Origin of the sequence: Desulfatibacillum alkenivorans DSM 16219 (assembly GCF_900142135.1) — a bacterium.
Lineage (GTDB): Bacteria > Desulfobacterota > Desulfobacteria > Desulfobacterales > Desulfatibacillaceae > Desulfatibacillum > Desulfatibacillum alkenivorans.
Genome location: NZ_FQZU01000023.1, coordinates 1 through 16,447 on the forward strand (window position 1 = coordinate 1; position 16,447 = coordinate 16,447).

18 protein-coding genes are annotated in these 16,447 nt (G+C 54.6%); 17 read left to right on the plus strand and 1 reads right to left on the minus strand.

Annotation, left to right across the window (positions count from 1 at the left end; translation table 11 throughout):
* Window positions 1–249, plus strand: a 249-nt coding sequence (tnpA, locus tag BUE18_RS16945; protein ID WP_139264784.1) for an IS200/IS605 family transposase, incomplete at its 5' end; no start/stop codon positions are given.
* 36 nt (window positions 250–285) lie between these two features.
* Here tnpA and BUE18_RS16950 read toward each other — a convergent pair.
* Window positions 286–753 (minus strand): hypothetical protein, encoded by a 468-nt coding sequence (locus tag BUE18_RS16950; RefSeq protein ID WP_139264785.1) that lies wholly within the window; start codon window positions 751–753, stop codon window positions 286–288.
* A 357-nt stretch (window positions 754–1,110) separates the two neighbouring features.
* Between BUE18_RS16950 and yedF the strand changes: the two genes are divergently transcribed.
* From yedF to BUE18_RS17030, 16 genes are all read left to right on the plus strand, one after another.
* Window positions 1,111–1,722, plus strand: a complete 612-nt coding sequence (yedF, locus tag BUE18_RS16955) for a sulfurtransferase-like selenium metabolism protein YedF (protein ID WP_073477384.1) — start codon at window positions 1,111–1,113, stop codon at window positions 1,720–1,722.
* A gap of 350 nt (window positions 1,723–2,072) precedes the next feature.
* Entirely contained in the window at window positions 2,073–3,611 is a 1,539-nt protein-coding gene (locus BUE18_RS16960) for a methyl-accepting chemotaxis protein (protein ID WP_073477385.1), read from the plus strand.
* Window positions 3,612–3,671: 60 nt separating this feature from the next.
* Window positions 3,672–4,409 carry a rhomboid family intramembrane serine protease gene (locus tag BUE18_RS16965; RefSeq protein ID WP_083611094.1) on the plus strand — a complete coding sequence of 246 codons (738 nt, stop codon included), beginning with the start codon at window positions 3,672–3,674 and terminating at the stop codon, window positions 4,407–4,409.
* A 199-nt stretch (window positions 4,410–4,608) separates the two neighbouring features.
* Complete coding sequence (locus tag BUE18_RS28710; protein ID WP_342039444.1) at window positions 4,609–4,890, plus strand: ATP-binding cassette domain-containing protein; 282 nt, start codon at window positions 4,609–4,611, stop codon at window positions 4,888–4,890.
* A 2-nt stretch (window positions 4,891–4,892) separates the two neighbouring features.
* Entirely contained in the window at window positions 4,893–5,168 is a 276-nt protein-coding gene (locus BUE18_RS27555; RefSeq protein WP_073477388.1) for a hypothetical protein, read from the plus strand.
* Window positions 5,137–6,174, plus strand: coding sequence for a shikimate dehydrogenase family protein (locus BUE18_RS16980; protein WP_083611095.1), 1,038 nt, complete (start codon window positions 5,137–5,139; stop codon window positions 6,172–6,174). The genes BUE18_RS27555 and BUE18_RS16980 overlap by 32 nt, the downstream gene beginning before the upstream one ends.
* Window positions 6,174–6,983: an NAD-dependent epimerase/dehydratase family protein gene (locus tag BUE18_RS16985; protein ID WP_083611096.1), complete on the plus strand. Its 810-nt coding sequence runs from the start codon at window positions 6,174–6,176 to the stop codon at window positions 6,981–6,983. The genes BUE18_RS16980 and BUE18_RS16985 overlap by 1 nt, the downstream gene beginning before the upstream one ends.
* 7 nt (window positions 6,984–6,990) lie before the next feature.
* The gene (locus tag BUE18_RS16990) at window positions 6,991–7,752 is read left to right on the plus strand and encodes a cephalosporin hydroxylase family protein (RefSeq protein WP_073477390.1); all 762 of its coding nucleotides are present in this window, start codon (window positions 6,991–6,993) and stop codon (window positions 7,750–7,752) included.
* A 7-nt stretch (window positions 7,753–7,759) separates the two neighbouring features.
* On the plus strand, window positions 7,760–8,545 hold the full coding sequence (gene rfbF / locus BUE18_RS16995; RefSeq protein ID WP_073477391.1) for a glucose-1-phosphate cytidylyltransferase: 786 nt from the start codon (window positions 7,760–7,762) through the stop codon (window positions 8,543–8,545).
* A 14-nt stretch (window positions 8,546–8,559) separates the two neighbouring features.
* Window positions 8,560–9,624 (plus strand): CDP-glucose 4,6-dehydratase, encoded by a 1,065-nt coding sequence (gene rfbG, locus BUE18_RS17000; RefSeq protein ID WP_073477392.1) that lies wholly within the window; start codon window positions 8,560–8,562, stop codon window positions 9,622–9,624.
* The gene (gene rfbC / locus BUE18_RS17005) at window positions 9,621–10,166 is read left to right on the plus strand and encodes a dTDP-4-dehydrorhamnose 3,5-epimerase (RefSeq protein WP_073477393.1); all 546 of its coding nucleotides are present in this window, start codon (window positions 9,621–9,623) and stop codon (window positions 10,164–10,166) included. The genes rfbG and rfbC overlap by 4 nt, the downstream gene beginning before the upstream one ends.
* 13 nt (window positions 10,167–10,179) lie before the next feature.
* Window positions 10,180–11,403: a class I SAM-dependent methyltransferase gene (locus tag BUE18_RS17010; RefSeq protein WP_073477394.1), complete on the plus strand. Its 1,224-nt coding sequence runs from the start codon at window positions 10,180–10,182 to the stop codon at window positions 11,401–11,403.
* 14 nt (window positions 11,404–11,417) lie between these two features.
* A complete protein-coding gene (locus BUE18_RS17015) occupies window positions 11,418–11,906 on the plus strand; it encodes an acyltransferase (RefSeq protein ID WP_073477395.1) in 489 nt (162 codons plus the stop codon).
* A gap of 412 nt (window positions 11,907–12,318) precedes the next feature.
* The gene (locus tag BUE18_RS17020) at window positions 12,319–14,025 is read left to right on the plus strand and encodes an ABC transporter ATP-binding protein (RefSeq protein ID WP_073477396.1); all 1,707 of its coding nucleotides are present in this window, start codon (window positions 12,319–12,321) and stop codon (window positions 14,023–14,025) included.
* 62 nt (window positions 14,026–14,087) lie between these two features.
* The gene (locus BUE18_RS17025; protein WP_083611098.1) at window positions 14,088–15,011 is read left to right on the plus strand and encodes a glycosyltransferase family 2 protein; all 924 of its coding nucleotides are present in this window, start codon (window positions 14,088–14,090) and stop codon (window positions 15,009–15,011) included.
* 55 nt (window positions 15,012–15,066) lie between these two features.
* A complete protein-coding gene (locus BUE18_RS17030; protein WP_073477398.1) occupies window positions 15,067–16,425 on the plus strand; it encodes a hypothetical protein in 1,359 nt (452 codons plus the stop codon).
* Window positions 16,426–16,447: the final 22 nt, after the last annotated feature.

Here is a 16,447-nt window from a genome sequence, read left to right on the forward strand (position 1 = left end):
GTCCACATTTTTGTGTCTGCGCCACCCACAATGGCCCCCAGTGAGATAATGCGAAGGATAAAAGGGCGAAGCGCGACAAAGTTGTTTGAAGAGTTTCCCCATTTGAAAAAGCGGTATTGGGGTCGGCATTTTTGGGCGCGGGGATATTTTTGCGTAACCGCAGGCCAAGTTACCGATGAAATGATCAAGAATTACCTGGAGCATCATTTTGAACCCAATCCCGATGATAATTTCAAAACAGAAAGTTAGCGACGGGTCTTTGACCCGTATCCGTGCTTTCAGCACTTAAAGAAAACCCTCCGACTTTAGTCGGTGGTTGTTTAGTTGGTTTTTAAAAAGCACCTTGTCTTTTTGATATTCATTTGATTTCAGACAGTTCGGTATGCATTCCCACGCGAAGCATGGGAACGAGCGGAAAACATCGCCTTTAACCTGCGAGGCATACAAGGGCAATGTAGCTTCAGGGCTTGCCCTGCTCGGAATGCGACCTGGACTCCGGGCGTAAACAATGCCTGCGGCGATGAGTTCATCCAGGCAGGGCGGCCCGGGCATGCAATGCCTGGGGCCGTGAGGCCAAAAGGCGCGGCCTGTGAAGATTTTTGGAATTGGGGATGGCCGGCGGGCGAATGGAATCCGTTGAATGCATGCTTTTGCTTTGTATTTGGGGATGTCCATGCGGCGAAAGTTCTTTTGTTGGGTTTCGTTTGGCTCTTTCCCGCCTTCGGGCATTCTTAAAAAACGGATTTCACCCAAACGCCCCCTTTAACGCTGTGAAAACGCTACCAAACCTACGGCTCTGCTTGCCGCGGCGTAGGTTGGGTAGAGCGTTGGAACTGTATATTGAAGGCCCAAAACCTGCGCCCTGACGGAGCGCTATTAACTGGTTTTTCCTTCCCGCGAAACCCAACAAAAGGCAGCCCAATCCGCTTCATCAAATCCCGCCTTGCCCGGGCTCAAAGGACAAACATGGGCTGGACCTTAATTTGAGAAATACGCATAGAATTTATCTATGTTCCACCTTGAATTTATCCGATATTTTCAATTTGACACAGGGCCGGGATTCGGCGTTAATCTCCCAGGATTATAACCACGAGGTTTTAGGAGGTTTTCATGACCATAGAAATAGACGCCAAAGGATTGGCCTGTCCCGCGCCCGTTTTGCAAACGAAAAAAGCCGTTGAAGACGGCCGTCCGGAGACCATCAAGGTTTTGGTGGATAACGGCGCCGCCAAGGAGAATGTCACCCGCTTTCTGAAAAGCCAGGGGTACGAGTCCGCCGTGACGGAAAACGGCGGGGTTTTCACCATCAGCGCCTCCTCCACGGGTGAGCCTCCGGAGCCGGGTCCCGAGCCCGATTATCTGGCCTGCGACATTCCGGGCGCCCAAAGGAAGATCATGGTGCTTGCCGCGTCCAATTGCATGGGCCGGGGCGACGACGTTTTGGGTGAGAAGCTCATGATGAACTACATCGCCACCTTAAAGGAAATGGGGCCGGAGTTGTGGCGTCTTGTGCTGGTGAACAGCGGGGTGAAGATGGCTATTGAAGGCTCCCAGGTTCTACCCCACATTCTGGACCTGGAAAAAGCCGGCGTGAGCGTGCTGGTTTGCGGCACCTGCCTGGATCATTTCGGGATTTTGGAGCAAAAACAGGTGGGCGAAACCACCAATATGCTGGACATCGTCACGTCCATGCAGTTGGCGGACAAGGTGATCAAAGTCTGATTCCTTTACCCCTCATTCCCATCAATCATAATAACGCCTTGCGAAACGCGCCCTGTTTCCCAAGGCGTTTTTTTGTTTTTTCGCCTCGTTTCATGCATAAATCATCAAAATCATCTTAAAAATAAAGCCCTTATCTCCTTAGTGAAAAAAATTGCCAAGAAGGAAACACTGTGTTAATCTCTCCTGGTTAACGGCCTAAATGGGGAGGAGGGAAAGTTTCAGGACTTTCTTGGGTGTTAGGGTTCGCAAGAGCGCAACGCCGGAAGAGCGTCGGGAGAACGCGATTCTCCCCGTCCCGTGTTGCGTTTTTTTAATTTTCATAAACAATCCTGAAAGGGAAAATAATAACAATGCGTTGGACTATTCGCGCCAAAATCAGCCTGGTTTTTCTTATCGTCATCACCGTGGTCATGCTGCTCTATGCTCGTGTCACCTATATATTCGTCGACAGCCAGGTCAGAAGCTACCTGACGGAATTGGGGGAAAGCACCAAACTGCGTCTGGCCGAAAGCCTTTCCACCGCCGCGGCGACCAAAAACAAGGCATTGGTCCTGGAAATTACGGGCGCCGAAACCGTAGACAAACGCATCCATGCCGTGGTCGTCGAACTGGGGGAAAAGGACGGTAAGTTCCGGACATTGTACACAGGCGTCAGGACTTTGGGAAACGGCGAGTACGAGGAGATTTCGTCCATCGATGTGATCACCCAGGAATGCTACGAAAGAGAAGCTGAAATCAAGAAAGACGGCAAGGTCGTCGGCAGGGTCCGGGCCTACATCACTCAGGAGTACATCAAGGGCCGGGTCCGCAGCACCATGGCTGGCATGATCGGAATGCTTCTGGGGCTTGCTCTGACTTTTTTTGTGGCTCTCAATTTTTCCATAGGCCGGGTGGTGGGAAAGCCTCTCAGGAAAGTGGCCTCTGTCCTGAAAAATATTGCTGAGGGAGAAGGAGACCTTACGGCCCGGTTAGAAGTCAAGGGCCAGGACGAAATCGCCCAGCTTGCCGCCAGCTACAATGTCTTTGTGGAGAAAATTCAGTTTTTGGTGAGCAAAATCAAGGAAAACGCCGACATCCTGGCGACCTCCACCAGCCAGATTTCCGCCACGGCGTCCGAGCTTTCGGCCAGCGCCACGGAAAACTCCTCCACCATGAGCCAGGTTTCCACCACGGCCGAAGAAGTCAAGCAAACCAGCATGCTGGCCCATGAAAAAGCCGAACTGGTCGCCCGGCAGGCCGAGGACTCCGCCCAGATTTCCGAAGAAGGGGAAGAAGCCACCAGAGAAGCCGTGGAAGGCATGCAGCGCATCAAGGACGAAATGGAGTACATCGCCGAAAGCATTGTCAAGCTGAGCGAGCATTCTCAAAATATCGGAGAGATCATCGAAGCGGTCAACGAAATCGCCAACGAGTCCAACCTGCTCTCCGTCAACGCCTCCATCGAGGCCTCCAAGGCCGGGGAATACGGCAAAGGTTTCGGCGTTGTGGCCCAGGAAGTCAAATCCCTGTCCGACCAGTCCAGGCAGGCCACCTCCCAGGTCAAGGCCATCCTCAACGATATCCAGACCTCCACCAGCGCTGCGGTCATGGCCATGGAGCGCGGCTCCAAGGCCGTGGAAACCGGCGTCAAGCTGGCCAGCCGTTCCGGCGAGGCCATTTCCGTGCTTGCCCAAAGCGTGGAAAACTCGGCCAAGTCCGCCGCCCAGATCGCGGCCTCCAACCAGCAGCAGATTGTGGGCTTTGACCAGTTGACCCAGGCCATGGAAAGCATTAGAATCGCCAGCGAGCAAAATACGGAAGGCGCGGTTCAACTGGAAAGCGCCACCGCCCAGTTGCAGTCGCTTGGGCAAAGCCTCAAGGATCTTGCAGGAAGATTCAAGGTGGACTAAACGCATTCCAGCGCGCAGAACAATTCGAACGCGCAAAAATATAAATGGATTTGATTTGTCATGCCGAGTAATCCCCAATACGCCTCCATGAACTTCGGTCCGGGACTCACTTCCCTGGGTAAGAAAATGCTCATCGCCTACGCGGTCATCTACGTCCTTGAACTGGCGGCAACCCACTGGCTCAATCTGGGCATAGTCAGCCGCCTGGCCGTCTACCCGATAGGGAGCGGGCTTTTCGATTGGTGGCAGATCTTCACGCATCCCTTTGTGCACAACCCATACAGCCCCATCGGCTTTTTGCTCATCTGCCTGGTGTTCTTCTTTTTTTCCAACCATGTGGAGCAATACTTCGGCCCGCAAAGATTTCTGGCTTTCTTTTACATCTCCGCCGCAGGGGGCCTGGTTTGCGGCCTGCTTTTAGCCAATGTTCAGGCTTTTTCCCCTCCCTTTATGGGCATGTCGCCCAGCATCCTGGCCATGATTGTGGCTTTCGGGTTTTTAAACCCCGAAGCGACTATTTTGCTCATGTTCGTCCTGCCCATCAAGGCCAAGTACATGAGCTACGCGACCATTGTCGTCACCGCCGTGCTTTTTCTGGCCAAATCCAATCCCGCCGGCGCCTACCACCTGGGAGGTATGGCCGCCGGTTACTTGTACTTTAAATTCGGCCAGGGGGTCTCCCCCATCCTGTGGATCAAGTCCCAATACTTCGCCTGGAAAATGAAACGCTTGAAAAAACGCTTCACCGTCCTGGAGGGCGGCAAGGGCAAGGACGATGACAAACCGACCTATCACTAACTCAACTTTTTTCAAATAAATCGGAGGCTTTTTTAAAGATTCGCCCCAAAGCCCGCTTGATTTTTTCCCTTGACTTCCAGGCCGTGATGTGAGCAGTCTTCCTGTGTTCAAAAAATGAACACTGGGCAGGGGCCATACCCAAAAGCCTATGAAAAAAAACGAAAAATACATTGACGGTCATCAGAGATCTGACCACCGGATGCCGCAAAATGGGCTTTTTCGCCATCGCCGGACAAATAATGTTCAGCTGCGCTTCCTTGCCGATCTGCTTTTGGGGCTTTATCATCCCACAAAGGGCGGGATAACGGTTGACGGTAAGAGCTTCACGGACTATTCCTTGAAGTCATGGCGGGAAAAAGCGGAGTATGTGGGGCGGAAGCCGGTGATATTCAACGCCGGCGTCCGTGGGAACATTTTGGCGGGCAGGCCCGATGCCGCCGAGGATGAAATGATCCAGGCCGCCCGCACAGCCGGGATTTAAGATTGTATCACCGCCACGCCCAATGGTACGGCCTGTCCCAGGGGCCTCTGATGCAGGACATCAAGGACCGTCCGGCGGCCGGCAATCTGACGCCTTCCATATCGCCCGCTTCCGCAGTGAAAGCCGTCAGCCTGGTGCACGCCATTTACCACAGCGTGGAAACCAACGGTTGGGCCAGTCCCGGCGGCGCCGTTTCGGAACGCCTGGGCAAAGAAAAAAAAATCGCATCAAGGGGGAAGAACCAATATGGCGCAGGTTACGGACTTGATCGAAAATAAGGGATTGGATCTGGATGCGACGGAGATGTACGCGGCTATTCTAGGCGAGTCTCCCTCCAAGGGGGCTAAATCGCCTTCGTTGTGGAACGCAGCCTTTGACGGTCTGAATATTTCCGGGTTCATGCACCCCATGGACGTGATCCCCGAAAAGCTGGAGCAGGTCGCCGCCGCGCTGAAAGCGGACAAAAGATACATGGGCGGCGCCGTGACCATGCCCTATAAAATCACCCTGATTCCGTTTCTGGACAGGCTGGAGCCCGAAGCCGAGGTCATTGGCGCGGTCAATGGTATTTATCGCGAAGGAGACGATCTGGTGGGGACCAACACGGACGGCGCAGGCGCCATCCATTGCCTGAAGGCGGATTACGGCGAGGACCTTGCCGGAAAAGCCGTCCTTTTGATCGGAACCGGAGGCGCGGGCTACGCCGTGGCAGCCTATGTTGCAAGGGCCATCGGCGCGGGAGGCAGCCTGTACCTTGCCAATCGCAGCCCGGAACCCGCCGAAAAGCTGGCCGGCAAACTTTCCGTGCAATGCAAGACCAAAGCCGTACCCTTTCCTCTGGAAGCGGGCAGCTTTGGAGACGTGGACATCGTGATCAATTGTTCCAGTCTGGGCTTTGAAAGCTCCAAGCGGGACCGCCGGGGCGCATACTCCCATTTGCATTTCACGCCTCTGGGGCCGGTTGAGGACTCCTTGCGCGTGCCCCTGGGGGAAAACGTCCAGGCCCGATTCCTGGAAGCCGCCAAGGAAGCCGTCTCCGTCAATTTTGCGGCCTCCGCATCCTGTCTGGCGGACATGGGGAAAGCCTACGTCATGGACATCATCTATCAGCCCCGCGAAACCCTCATGCTCTGGCTGGCCAAAAGCCTGGGCTTGAGGACTCAGAACGGCGCAGCCATGAACCTGGAGCAGGCGGTCATCGCCTTCGATAAAGCCACGGCTGCGGCAGGCCTTCGGGAGGCCGACGCAGCCCCGGTTCGGGAACTCATGGGAAAAGTCTGGTAATGGCATTGGTGACAATATTGGGAAGCAGCGGGTTTATCGGCGGCCATCTGGCGGGGAAAGCCAGGGCCATGGGGCATGAGTGCTTTTGCCCGGCCCGGGACGAAGACCTGGCCGGCAAGGACCTGGGCCATGTGGTATACTCCATCGGCCTGACCGCGGACTTTCGCCAACGCCCCTTTGACACGGTCCAGGCCCATGTCTGCCGATTGGCGGAGATTTTGGCCCAGGCCCGGTTCGAGTCCTTTGTGTACTTGTCGTCCACCCGGCTTTACGGCTCGGGCGCCGGAGAGGCCAAAGAGGAAGACGCGCTGACGGCCCGTCCTTCGGACCCGTCGGATTTGTACAATTTGTCCAAGGCAATGGGCGAGTCCCTGTGCCTGCGAGCGTCCGAAAAAACCAAGGTCGCCCGGTTGTCCAACGTGTACGGCCCTGATTTCGGCTCCCGGAACTTTCTGACGGACATCATCGCTTCCGCCGTGGACAACAACGAAATAGTCCTGCGCAGCGCCCTGGACTCGGCCAAGGATTACATCAGCATCGATGATGCCACGGATTTGCTGCTTGCCATGCTTTTTAACGGCAAGGAAAGAATATACAACGCGGCCAGCGGAAAGAACGTCTCCCACGGAGAAATCGTCCGGGCCATTGCAGACGCCGCGGGATGCCGGGTGGAAGTTGCGCCCGATTCTCCCGTGATCCGATTTCCCAGGATTTCCACCGAAAGGGCGGATCAGGAGTTCGGCGGCGCACGCAAAAGCCTGTTGGAAGATATTCCGGCATTGGTCAAGGCTTATCAAACCGCGAAATGAGGATTGTATGAAACTTGTTGTGGAAGGGGATATCGTCAAGGTGATTGAAGGCGGCGAGGTCCGGGAAATGGGCGTCGGGTCCGCCGAAGCCTTTGAGATCATCAGCAAACTTTGGCTGAGGTCCGGCTGGGACGCCAAATACGTGTACGGCTTTTCCTGGTTGGGCAGGCCCGTCATTCAACTGCCCGACGACATGATTCGCATCCAGGAAGTGGTGTATGCGGTCAAGCCGGACGTGATTGTGGAAACCGGCGTTGCCCACGGCGGCTCCCTGGTGTTTTACGCCTCTTTGCTCAAGGCCATGGAAAAGGGCAGGGTGATCGGCGTGGACGTGGAAATCCGGCCTCATAACCGCCAGGCTATCGAAGCGCACGAAATGTTTCCCCTGATTTCCCTTGTAGAGGGGGACTCGGTCGCTCCCGAAATTTTGGGTCAGGTGCAGGATCAAATCGCCCCGGGTGAAACCGTCCTGGTGCTGCTGGACTCCTGCCATACCAAGGAGCACGTCCTCAAGGAACTGGACGCCTATTCTCCTCTGGTCACTCCCGGCTCTTACATCGTGGCCATGGACGGCATCATGAAGGATCTCGTGGGCGCGCCCCGCTCCAATACGGATTGGGACTGGAACAATCCGTCCGACGCCGCTTTGGAATGGGTCGAGGCGCACGACGATTTCATCATAGAGGAGCCGGCCTTCCCCTTTAACGAAGGGGACGTAAAAAGCCGCGTAACCTACTGGCCCAACGCCTTTATCAAACGAGTAAAGTGAGGACTGCATGCAAGTTGTCATCCTGTGCGGCGGACTTGGAACCCGGTTGAGGGAGGAAACGGAATTCCGCCCCAAACCCATGGTGAACATCGGCGCCCGTCCCATCCTGTGGCATATCATGAAGATATACTCCCATTACGGCCTGAACGATTTCGTCCTGGCTTTGGGGTATAAGGGCGAGATGATCAAGGAATACTTCTGCCACTACGAATGGGTGAACAACGACGTCACCCTGGAGTTGGGCAAGCCCGAAAACATGCTCATCCACGATTGCCACGAAGAGGCCGGCTGGCGCATTACCCTGAGCAACACGGGCCCCAAGACCCTCAAGGGCGGCCGGATCAAGAAGATCGAAAAATACATCCAGGGAGATACCTTCATGCTCACCTACGGCGACGGCGTAAGCGACGTGAACATCAAGGGTCTCCTGGATTTTCATAAAAGCCACGGCAAGGCCGTCACCCTGACCGGCGTGAGCCCGGCGAAACGCTTCGGCGAGTTGAAGCTGGACGGAAACCAGGTGGTTTCGTTCCAGGAAAAGCCCGACGCTTCCGAAGGCCTGATTAACGGCGGCTTTTTTGTCTGCAACCGCAAGATTTTCGACTACCTGACCACCGAAGACGACTGCGACTTTGAATACGGACCCCTGGAGCGCCTGGCTGAAGAAGGCGAGCTCATGGTCTATCGCCATCCTGGATTCTGGGCCTGCATGGATACCCTGCGGGACATGGATTATCTGAATGGGCTTTGGGATCGCAACGAATCCCCTTGGAAGGTTTGGGACTGCGACTAAGCTGAGGAAAAACCATGACGGACCGGTTTTATAAAAACAAACGCATATTCCTCACCGGGCACACGGGCTTTAAAGGCGCGTGGCTAAGCCTCTGGCTGTTGGAGGCCGGGGCCGAAGTCATGGGCTACGCCCTGGCGCCTCCGACGCAGCCCAGCCTGTTTTCCCTGGCCGGGCTGGAAGACCGCATGCAAAGCGTGACCGGCGACATACGGGATCCGGACGCTCTTACAAACAGCATGAAGCAATTCCAGCCGGACGTCGTCATTCACATGGCCGCTCAAAGCCTTGTGCGGGAGGGCTATTCCGATCCTGTGGGAACCTTTTCCACCAACGTCATGGGCACGGTCAACCTGCTGGAGGCCGTCAGAAGCGCGGACTCAGTCCGGGCCGTGGTCAACGTGACCACGGACAAGTGCTACGAAAACAAGGAATGGCATTGGGGATATCGCGAAAACGACCGCCTGGGCGGCCACGATCCCTACGCCGGGTCCAAGGCCTGCGCTGAACTGGTCAGCCAATCCTACGCCAAATCCTATTTTGACGCCCCGGGCGCCGCGGCTCTGGCCACGGTGCGGGCGGGCAACGTCATAGGCGGGGGCGACTTCGCCAAGGACCGGCTCATCCCCGACGCCGTGCGTGCGGCCCAGGCAGGAGCGCCCGTGGAAGTGCGCAGCCCGGGCGCCGTCAGGCCGTGGCAGCATGTTCTGGAACCCTTGCGCGGCTATTTGATGCTGGCCCGGAATCTTTACGAGCAGGGCGCCCAATGCGCCGGCGCCTGGAACTTCGGCCCCAGCCTGGAAGACTGCCAGCCCGTGGCCTGGATTCTGGACCGCTTTTTGGACGCCATGGGGCATGAGCCCGGCTGGACCGGCAGCGAAGGAGACCATCCCAAGGAAAGCATTTTCCTGAGGCTGGATTCCTCCAAAGCCAAACTGGACCTTGGGTGGACGCCCAGATTGGACATCAGCCAGTCCTTGAGGCTGACCGCTGAGTGGTATGCAAATTTTCTGGCCGGGGATCAATCCCCGCTGGATTATACAATCAAGCAGATCAGGGAGTATGTTCAGGGCGAATTATGAAGTTTCACGCAACCCCTATAAAAGGCCTTTGGGTCATTGAGCTGGAGCCCTTTGCGGACCATCGGGGCCGCTTTTCGCGTTTGTTCTGCAAAAAGGAGCTGGCCGAAATCGGCCTGCAGGCCGAAATCGTGCAGGTGAATCATTCGGTCACGGTCAACAAAGGGGCGCTCCGGGGACTGCATTTTCAAAACCCGCCTTACGGAGAGGATAAAATCATCCGCTGCCTGCGGGGCGAGGTTTTCGACGTGGCCGTAGACTTGAGGCAAGGATCGGAAACCTTTTTGCAGTGGTTCGGTCAAAGGCTCAGCCCGGAAAACAACCGGGCCATGTTTCTGCCCAAGGGCTTCGCCCACGGCTTTCAAACCCTGCAACCGGAGAGCGAGTTGATCTACTTTCACACCCAGTTTTACGCGCCCGAATACGAAGGCGGCTTTCGTTACAATGACGAATCCATCGGCGTAAACTGGCCCGAGGCGGTCACGGAGATTTCGGACAAGGACCTGGCCTTGCCAACCGTATCAAGCGATTTTAAGGGGATTTAAGGATACTGATTTTATGAAATGCCGTTTTTGTCAAACCCCTTTGGAGCACGAATTCATTGACCTGGGAAACGCCCCTCCGTCCAATGCCTTTTTGACGGAAGAGCAGCTTAACATGCCCGAGACGTTTTTCCCGCTTAAGCTCTTTGTCTGCCACAAATGCTTTTTGGTCCAGATCGACGAGTACAAGGCCAGCGAAGAAATTTTCGATAACGACTACGTGTATTTTTCGTCCTTTTCATCCACCTGGCTGGCCCACGCCCGGAATTACGCGGACATGATAACCAAGCGCCTGGGCCTGAACGCCGATAGCCACGTGGTGGAGGTCGCCTCCAACGATGGTTATCTGCTCCAGTATTTTGTGGAAAAACAGATCCCCTGTTTGGGCGTAGAGCCCACGGAAGGCACGGCCGCCGCAGCCAGGGAAAAAGGCGTCCCTGTTTTGTGCGAGTTTTTCGGCGAAAGCCTGGCCAGGGACCTGAAGGATCAGGGCAAGCAGGCCGACCTCTTGCTTGGCAATAATGTTCTGGCCCATGTGCCGGACATCAACGATTTTGTGGAAGGCCTCAGGATCGCCCTCAAGGATTCGGGGACGATCACCATGGAATTTCCGCACCTTATGCAGCTTGTGGCCCAAAATCAGTTCGACACCATTTATCACGAGCATTTTTCCTACCTGTCCTTTTACACGGTTCGGGAAATCTTCAAGGCCCACGGCCTGGTCCTGTACGACGTGGAGGAATTGCCCACCCACGGCGGCTCCCTCAGAATTTATGCAGGCCATGAAGGGGCCGGACATTCGATTTCCGAAAATGTGGAAAAGCTGCTGGCCAGGGAAGAGGCCGAGGGCATGCGGACCCTGAAGTATTACACCCGGTTGCCAAAGGCGGCGGAAAACATCAAGCTCGATTTGCTGGAGTTCCTCGTCCAGGCTAAAAAACAAGGCAAAAAGGTGGCCGCCTATGGCGCGGCGGCCAAGGGCAACACCTTGCTGAACTTTTGCGGCGTCAAAAGCGACCTCATCGCCTTTGCGGCGGACGCCTCTCCCTACAAGCAGGGGAAGTTCCTGCCCGCCAGCCATATTCCGGTTGCAGCCCCCTCGTTCATCCGGGAGGAAAAACCGGATTATCTGATTGTATTGCCCTGGAACCTGGCTGCGGAAATCATGGAGCAGGAAAAGGGCATCCAGGCGTGGGGCGGGCGGTTTGTCCTGCCCATACCTCAGGTCAAGGTGGTGTAAGGAGTAAGCGGCTTATGAAGATCATTCATGAAAGCGCAAAAATTTCCAGTCTGGCGGACATCGAGGATTCGGTCCGGGGAAGCCGCGTGGTCATCGGCGAAAGAACCATGATCGACTCCTTTGTGAAGATCAAATTCGCAGGCGGCCTGGGAGACGTGGTCATAGGCGAGGATTCCTATATCAACTCCGGCGTGGTCGTGTATTCGGGCAATGGGGTTTCCATAGGAAGCCGCGTGCTGATCGCCGCCAACTGCACCCTGGCGGCCGCCAACCATGAATACAAAGATCCGGAAAGATGCATCGTAGACCAGGGATTCATGGAGTCCCGAGGAGGCATTGTCATCGAAGACGACGTCTGGATCGGGGCCGGGTGCGTTATTCTGGACGGCGCCAAAATAGGCAAAGGCGCAGTGATAGGCGCCATGTCCCTGGTCCGGGGCGAAATCGAGCCTTACGGCATTTACGCCGGAAATCCCATCCAACGGATCGGGTTCAGGAAGTAAATGATGCGCCGCTTATGACAAAACATGGGAAAAAATTCCGGCAGGGTTAGGCGATCTCTTGAAAGTAAAAGGGCGGGTATGAGTTTTTTCGCAGTGTTGCCTATGTTTAACCGTTGCAGGATTTTGGGCGCCGCCCTTCAATCCGCGCTTAACCATACCTCATACTTCTGCGAGTACAGCATGCCCCTGAGTTTGCTCCATACCTGGCGGGCCTCCTTGCTTCGGCCGCAGGCGAGTTGTCCGACAACCCCACCTGTCATTAACCAATCGTTTTTCATATAAATCTGAGGCTTTTTTTTAAACAGGCGCTCCGGCCCCGTTTCACGTTTTTCCCTTGACTTCTCGCATGCGATGTGAACAATCTTCTTGTGTTCAAAAAATGAACACTAAGCAAGGGCGCACCCGAAAGCACATGAAAAAAAAGAAAAGTACATTGGCGGTCATCAGTGATTTGACCGCCGGACACCGGAAAATGGGATTGTTCATTCTGTTGGTGATGGTTCTGGCCGCCTTTTTTGAGGCCTTGGGCCTGGGAATGATCCTGCCGGTGCTATCCCATCTCATGAGCCCCGAGTCCGCCCAGAGCGGGGCCATGGGCGCGTTTGACAAAGTCCTGGCGGTTTTCCCCCAGGAACATAAGATGATCATCCTCCTGGGGGCTTTGCTGGCTGCCTTTTGGTTCAAGAACATTCTTGCCGCAGCTCTTCGGGGATTGAACGCCCATTTTACGTTCAAGCTGCGGGAAATATGGTCCACCAAGCTGCTTTATCAATATCTTCGTATGCATTACTCCCAGGTCCTGGAATCCAAACAGGGGGTTATGCTGCATAACGCCATTGTCGAGCCTAGGCAGGTGGCTTTTTCATTTCTAATTTTATTGCAGCTTGTGACAAAACTGATTTTGTTCCTGGCTATCGCTTTGGTGCTGGTGGCGACCGATTGGAAGGTCACCCTGTGGCTGGCTGTTATTGTGGCGACCATTTTTGTCTCCATCAACAAGTTGATCACAACCTATTCCATCCGTTTCGGCAAGAAGCGATTGAAGATAGACCAGGAAACCAATTCCATCGGCGTGGAAAGTCTTGGCGCCGTCAAGGAGGTTAAGGCCCTTGGCATGGAAGGGCGGTATAAAGCCCTGTTAAAGGAAAGGATGGAACGGTACCGCCGCATTAATACGGCGTTCGCCATCGTGAATCACCTGCCTGAAAACCTGATTGAAATATTGGCGGTCACCGGAGTGGTTTCCGTGTTCGGATACATTCATCTAACCGGTGCGACTCAGACCACGGACGTGCTGGCGAAGATGGGCTTTTTTGTCATTGCCGGGCAAAAAATGTTCAGTTGCGTTTCCTTTGTACTGGCTCAAAGAATGAAGTTCGCCTCCATGGAGCCCGGCATGTTTCTCATCTATGAAGCCATCCATCATCCGGAGGAAATGGAGGCGTTGGCCCAGGGGGAATCCTTCCGGAGCCTGGAGCAGGGAATTAAGCTGGAGCGTGTGGGCTTTTCCTATAGGACCGGAAGTCCGGTTTTAAAGGATTTTTCCATGGAAATTCCGGTGAATAAAATGACCGCCGTTATCGGGCCGTCCGGCGCTGGAAAATCCACCATCGCGGATTTGCTTTTGGGCCTCCATCACCCCCAGGAGGGACGGATTACGGTTGACGGTAGGGACTTGTCGGATTATTCCTTGAGGTCATGGCGGGCAAAAGTGGGCTACGTAGGGCAGGAGCCGGTGATCTTCAATGTGAGCATTCGGGAGAACATCCTGGCCGGCCGCCCTGGCGCCTCGGAGGATGAGGTGATTCAAGCCGCCCGGATCGCCCGAATCCATGATTTTGTTGGCACTTTGCCGCAAGGTTACGACACAATAGTGGGCGACCGCGGCGCAAAATTGTCCGGCGGACAGAAGCAGCGCGTGGTTATTGCACGGGTGATCATCCGCAATCCGTATTTGTTCATCTTTGACGAAGCCACCAGCGCCCTGGACAGAGAAACCGAGGCGGAAATCACCGCCGCCATGGAGGACCTTGCAGGGCATAGAACGTTGTTGGTCATCGCCCACAGGTTGTCTACAATCAAAAAAGCGGATCATGTGTACGACCTCTCAAAGGTATAAAAGATGTGGAAAAATACTGGCCAATGCATTTTTGAAGAGAGCGGCCTGAGGAGGGCAATGTCTTGAGTAGTGTACCCAGTTCAAGGAATGAGGCGCAACCCTTGGTTTCCGTGGGCGTGCCCGTTTATAACGCCGTCAAAACCATCGGCAGGACCCTTGATTCCTTGATTAATCAGGATTATGACAATCTGGAAATCATTGTTTCCGACAATTGCTCCGACGATGGAACCTATGAACTGTGCCAGGAGTACGCCAGGGAAGATGACCGTATAGTCGTCTCCCGCAATAATGAGAATATTGGCGCAGGAGATAATTTTTTGCTGGTCTGCAGGAAGTCGTCAGGAAAGTATTTTTTTTGGGCTGCAGGAGACGATCGATATCAGCCCGAATTCGTGGGCGCGTTGGTGCAGGATTTGGAAAACAGACCGGATGCAGTGGTTTCCCTGCCGCAAGTTACTTTAGAAAAGTCTACGGGAATCCCTGACTGCGTGGTGGACTTTGATGGCGATAAAGACCCCTACACCATGCCTGAAAGAGAACTTGTTCGCAACCTGATTTCATTCCAGACGGACATGAAATACTTGAGATACAATATGTTCATTCATGGTTTATGGCGTCACGAGCGCATCAAGGATTTGCATTTGTGGTATTCGTTTACAAGAAATATGGAAAGACCGTTATTGGCGAATATGGCCATGAAATATAAGTTTTCGTATGTTGCTAATAACCTCATGACCAAAAGAATACATGAAAGATCGTTTAAGTCGCGGAATCCGGATGATCCTATTTCTACAGCAAAACGAAGGACGGGACTTTGGGGCCGTTACTTTTTTATTTTTAGCCTGATGTTCAAAGATCCGTTAATCAGGTCTTCTAAACAATACGCCATTCTGGCGAGTTTGATTTTTGAGATGCTGTTGAAGGTTTCGGTCCACAGGCTGCGATTCCGGGCCGGGTCTATCCGTAGGTTTGGACGGGCTAGCTGATTTTGGGCAATAATCCAAAATATTGGCGATCTCTTAAAGAAAACAGGTTACTTATATGAATTACGCGGCTGTCAGATACCGAGCCATCGAAAAAATTTCCAGCCCCATCCTCACGGCAATGGCCCGCATGAACATGGCCCGGGCCGCGGCGGTGTTTATCGGCGCTCACATGAGGACGGAGCAAAGCGCCGAAGGCGCCCATCCGGTCAACATCGTGTACCTTCCCAAGCCGGGCCATACCGAAGACATCATGGCCTGCTTCAAGGGGCGGGAGCGCTACGGCATCCTTACCCTGGACCGCAAACTGGTCAAGGCGGTGTTTGCGGCTTTTCTGCCCAAAACCATGGACGACAACAACTACAAAACCGCCGACGCCCAGGCCAACGCAGCCAAGCTAAGGCTCCGGGCCTTTTGGGTGCGGGTGCTCAAATACCTGCAGCCCTCCCTGAATTTTCATGCGCTGTTTACAGGCAATTTTTCCTACGCTTCCGAACAGGAACTGGCCGCCGCCTGTACGGAATTGGGCGTCCCTTTCATCGCCCTGCACAAGGAGTGCATGAAAACCCCGGGCCTGCGCCCCTTTTATGTGGACGTGTACAAAACCCGCAAGATTCCTTTTCAGGGAACGGCCATCTGCAATTACAACGAGATGGAAACGGGCATCCAGGCCGAAGCCGGGGTGTTCGACCCGGACAGGATAAAAATCGTGGGCATGCCCCGCTTGAGCCGGGTGCACTGGCGCAGGGAGGACCTTGTCCGTTCCGGCAATAAGGCCGACGCGCCTACGATCCTGTTTTTTTCCTTCAATTCCAAGGCGGGGCTTCCGGTTTTGGGACGTAAAATCCCCGGCTCCTATGAAACCCTGCAGGCCGGGCTGGAAAAACTGAATGTGGAAAGAGCCTCTGACGCCTGCCATCATGCGTTGGTGAATCTGGCCAGGGAAAACCCCGGAATCAAGGTCATCATCAAAACCAAGGGCGACCAGAAAGCCAGGCGCTTTATGACGCGTTTGTTCGGCGAAAATCCGGACTTTCCGTCCAATCTGCATTTGGCCGAGGGCGGAGACCTTCTGGATATGCTGAGCCAGGCGACCGTCGCGGCCAGCTTCAACTCCACCACCCTGTTCGAGGCCATAGCCCTGGATAAGCCTGTGGTGGTTCCCTGGTTTTACGAAATCACCGACCCCGCTCTCAAGCCCTATATCCTGGATATGGACGACGCGGTGCTTTACGCCCATTCCGAGGAGGAATTTTGCTCCATGTTGAAGGATCTGGCCCTGAAGCCCCATGAGGGAGGGAGGGAGCTTTCCCAAACCTCGCAGCGTCTTTTGGAAAAATGGTGCGGCAACCCGGACGGCAAGACAGGGGACAGGGTCCGGCAAGTTCTGGACTCCCTGCTGTCAAAATCCGATTAACGATCAATTTACGGATAGATAA

Excerpts from the sequence above, each read along its gene's own strand:
- BUE18_RS17015 (WP_073477395.1), top strand. The coding sequence starts at position 11,418 with ATGAAGATCATTCATGAAAGCGCAAAAATTTCCAGTCTGGCGGACATC.
- BUE18_RS17010 (WP_073477394.1), top strand. The coding sequence starts at position 10,180 with ATGAAATGCCGTTTTTGTCAAACCCCTTTGGAGCACGAATTCATTGAC.
- BUE18_RS28710 (WP_342039444.1), top strand. The coding sequence starts at position 4,609 with ATGCCGCAAAATGGGCTTTTTCGCCATCGCCGGACAAATAATGTTCAG.
- BUE18_RS17030 (WP_073477398.1), top strand. The coding sequence starts at position 15,067 with ATGAATTACGCGGCTGTCAGATACCGAGCCATCGAAAAAATTTCCAGC.
- yedF (WP_073477384.1), top strand. The coding sequence starts at position 1,111 with ATGACCATAGAAATAGACGCCAAAGGATTGGCCTGTCCCGCGCCCGTT.
- BUE18_RS16960 (WP_073477385.1), top strand. The coding sequence starts at position 2,073 with ATGCGTTGGACTATTCGCGCCAAAATCAGCCTGGTTTTTCTTATCGTC.
- BUE18_RS16990 (WP_073477390.1), top strand. The coding sequence starts at position 6,991 with ATGAAACTTGTTGTGGAAGGGGATATCGTCAAGGTGATTGAAGGCGGC.
- BUE18_RS16985 (WP_083611096.1), top strand. The coding sequence starts at position 6,174 with ATGGCATTGGTGACAATATTGGGAAGCAGCGGGTTTATCGGCGGCCAT.
- BUE18_RS17020 (WP_073477396.1), top strand. The coding sequence starts at position 12,319 with ATGAAAAAAAAGAAAAGTACATTGGCGGTCATCAGTGATTTGACCGCC.
- rfbF (WP_073477391.1), top strand. The coding sequence starts at position 7,760 with ATGCAAGTTGTCATCCTGTGCGGCGGACTTGGAACCCGGTTGAGGGAG.
- BUE18_RS16965 (WP_083611094.1), top strand. The coding sequence starts at position 3,672 with ATGCCGAGTAATCCCCAATACGCCTCCATGAACTTCGGTCCGGGACTC.
- rfbG (WP_073477392.1), top strand. The coding sequence starts at position 8,560 with ATGACGGACCGGTTTTATAAAAACAAACGCATATTCCTCACCGGGCAC.
- BUE18_RS16980 (WP_083611095.1), top strand. The coding sequence starts at position 5,137 with ATGGCGCAGGTTACGGACTTGATCGAAAATAAGGGATTGGATCTGGAT.
- rfbC (WP_073477393.1), top strand. The coding sequence starts at position 9,621 with ATGAAGTTTCACGCAACCCCTATAAAAGGCCTTTGGGTCATTGAGCTG.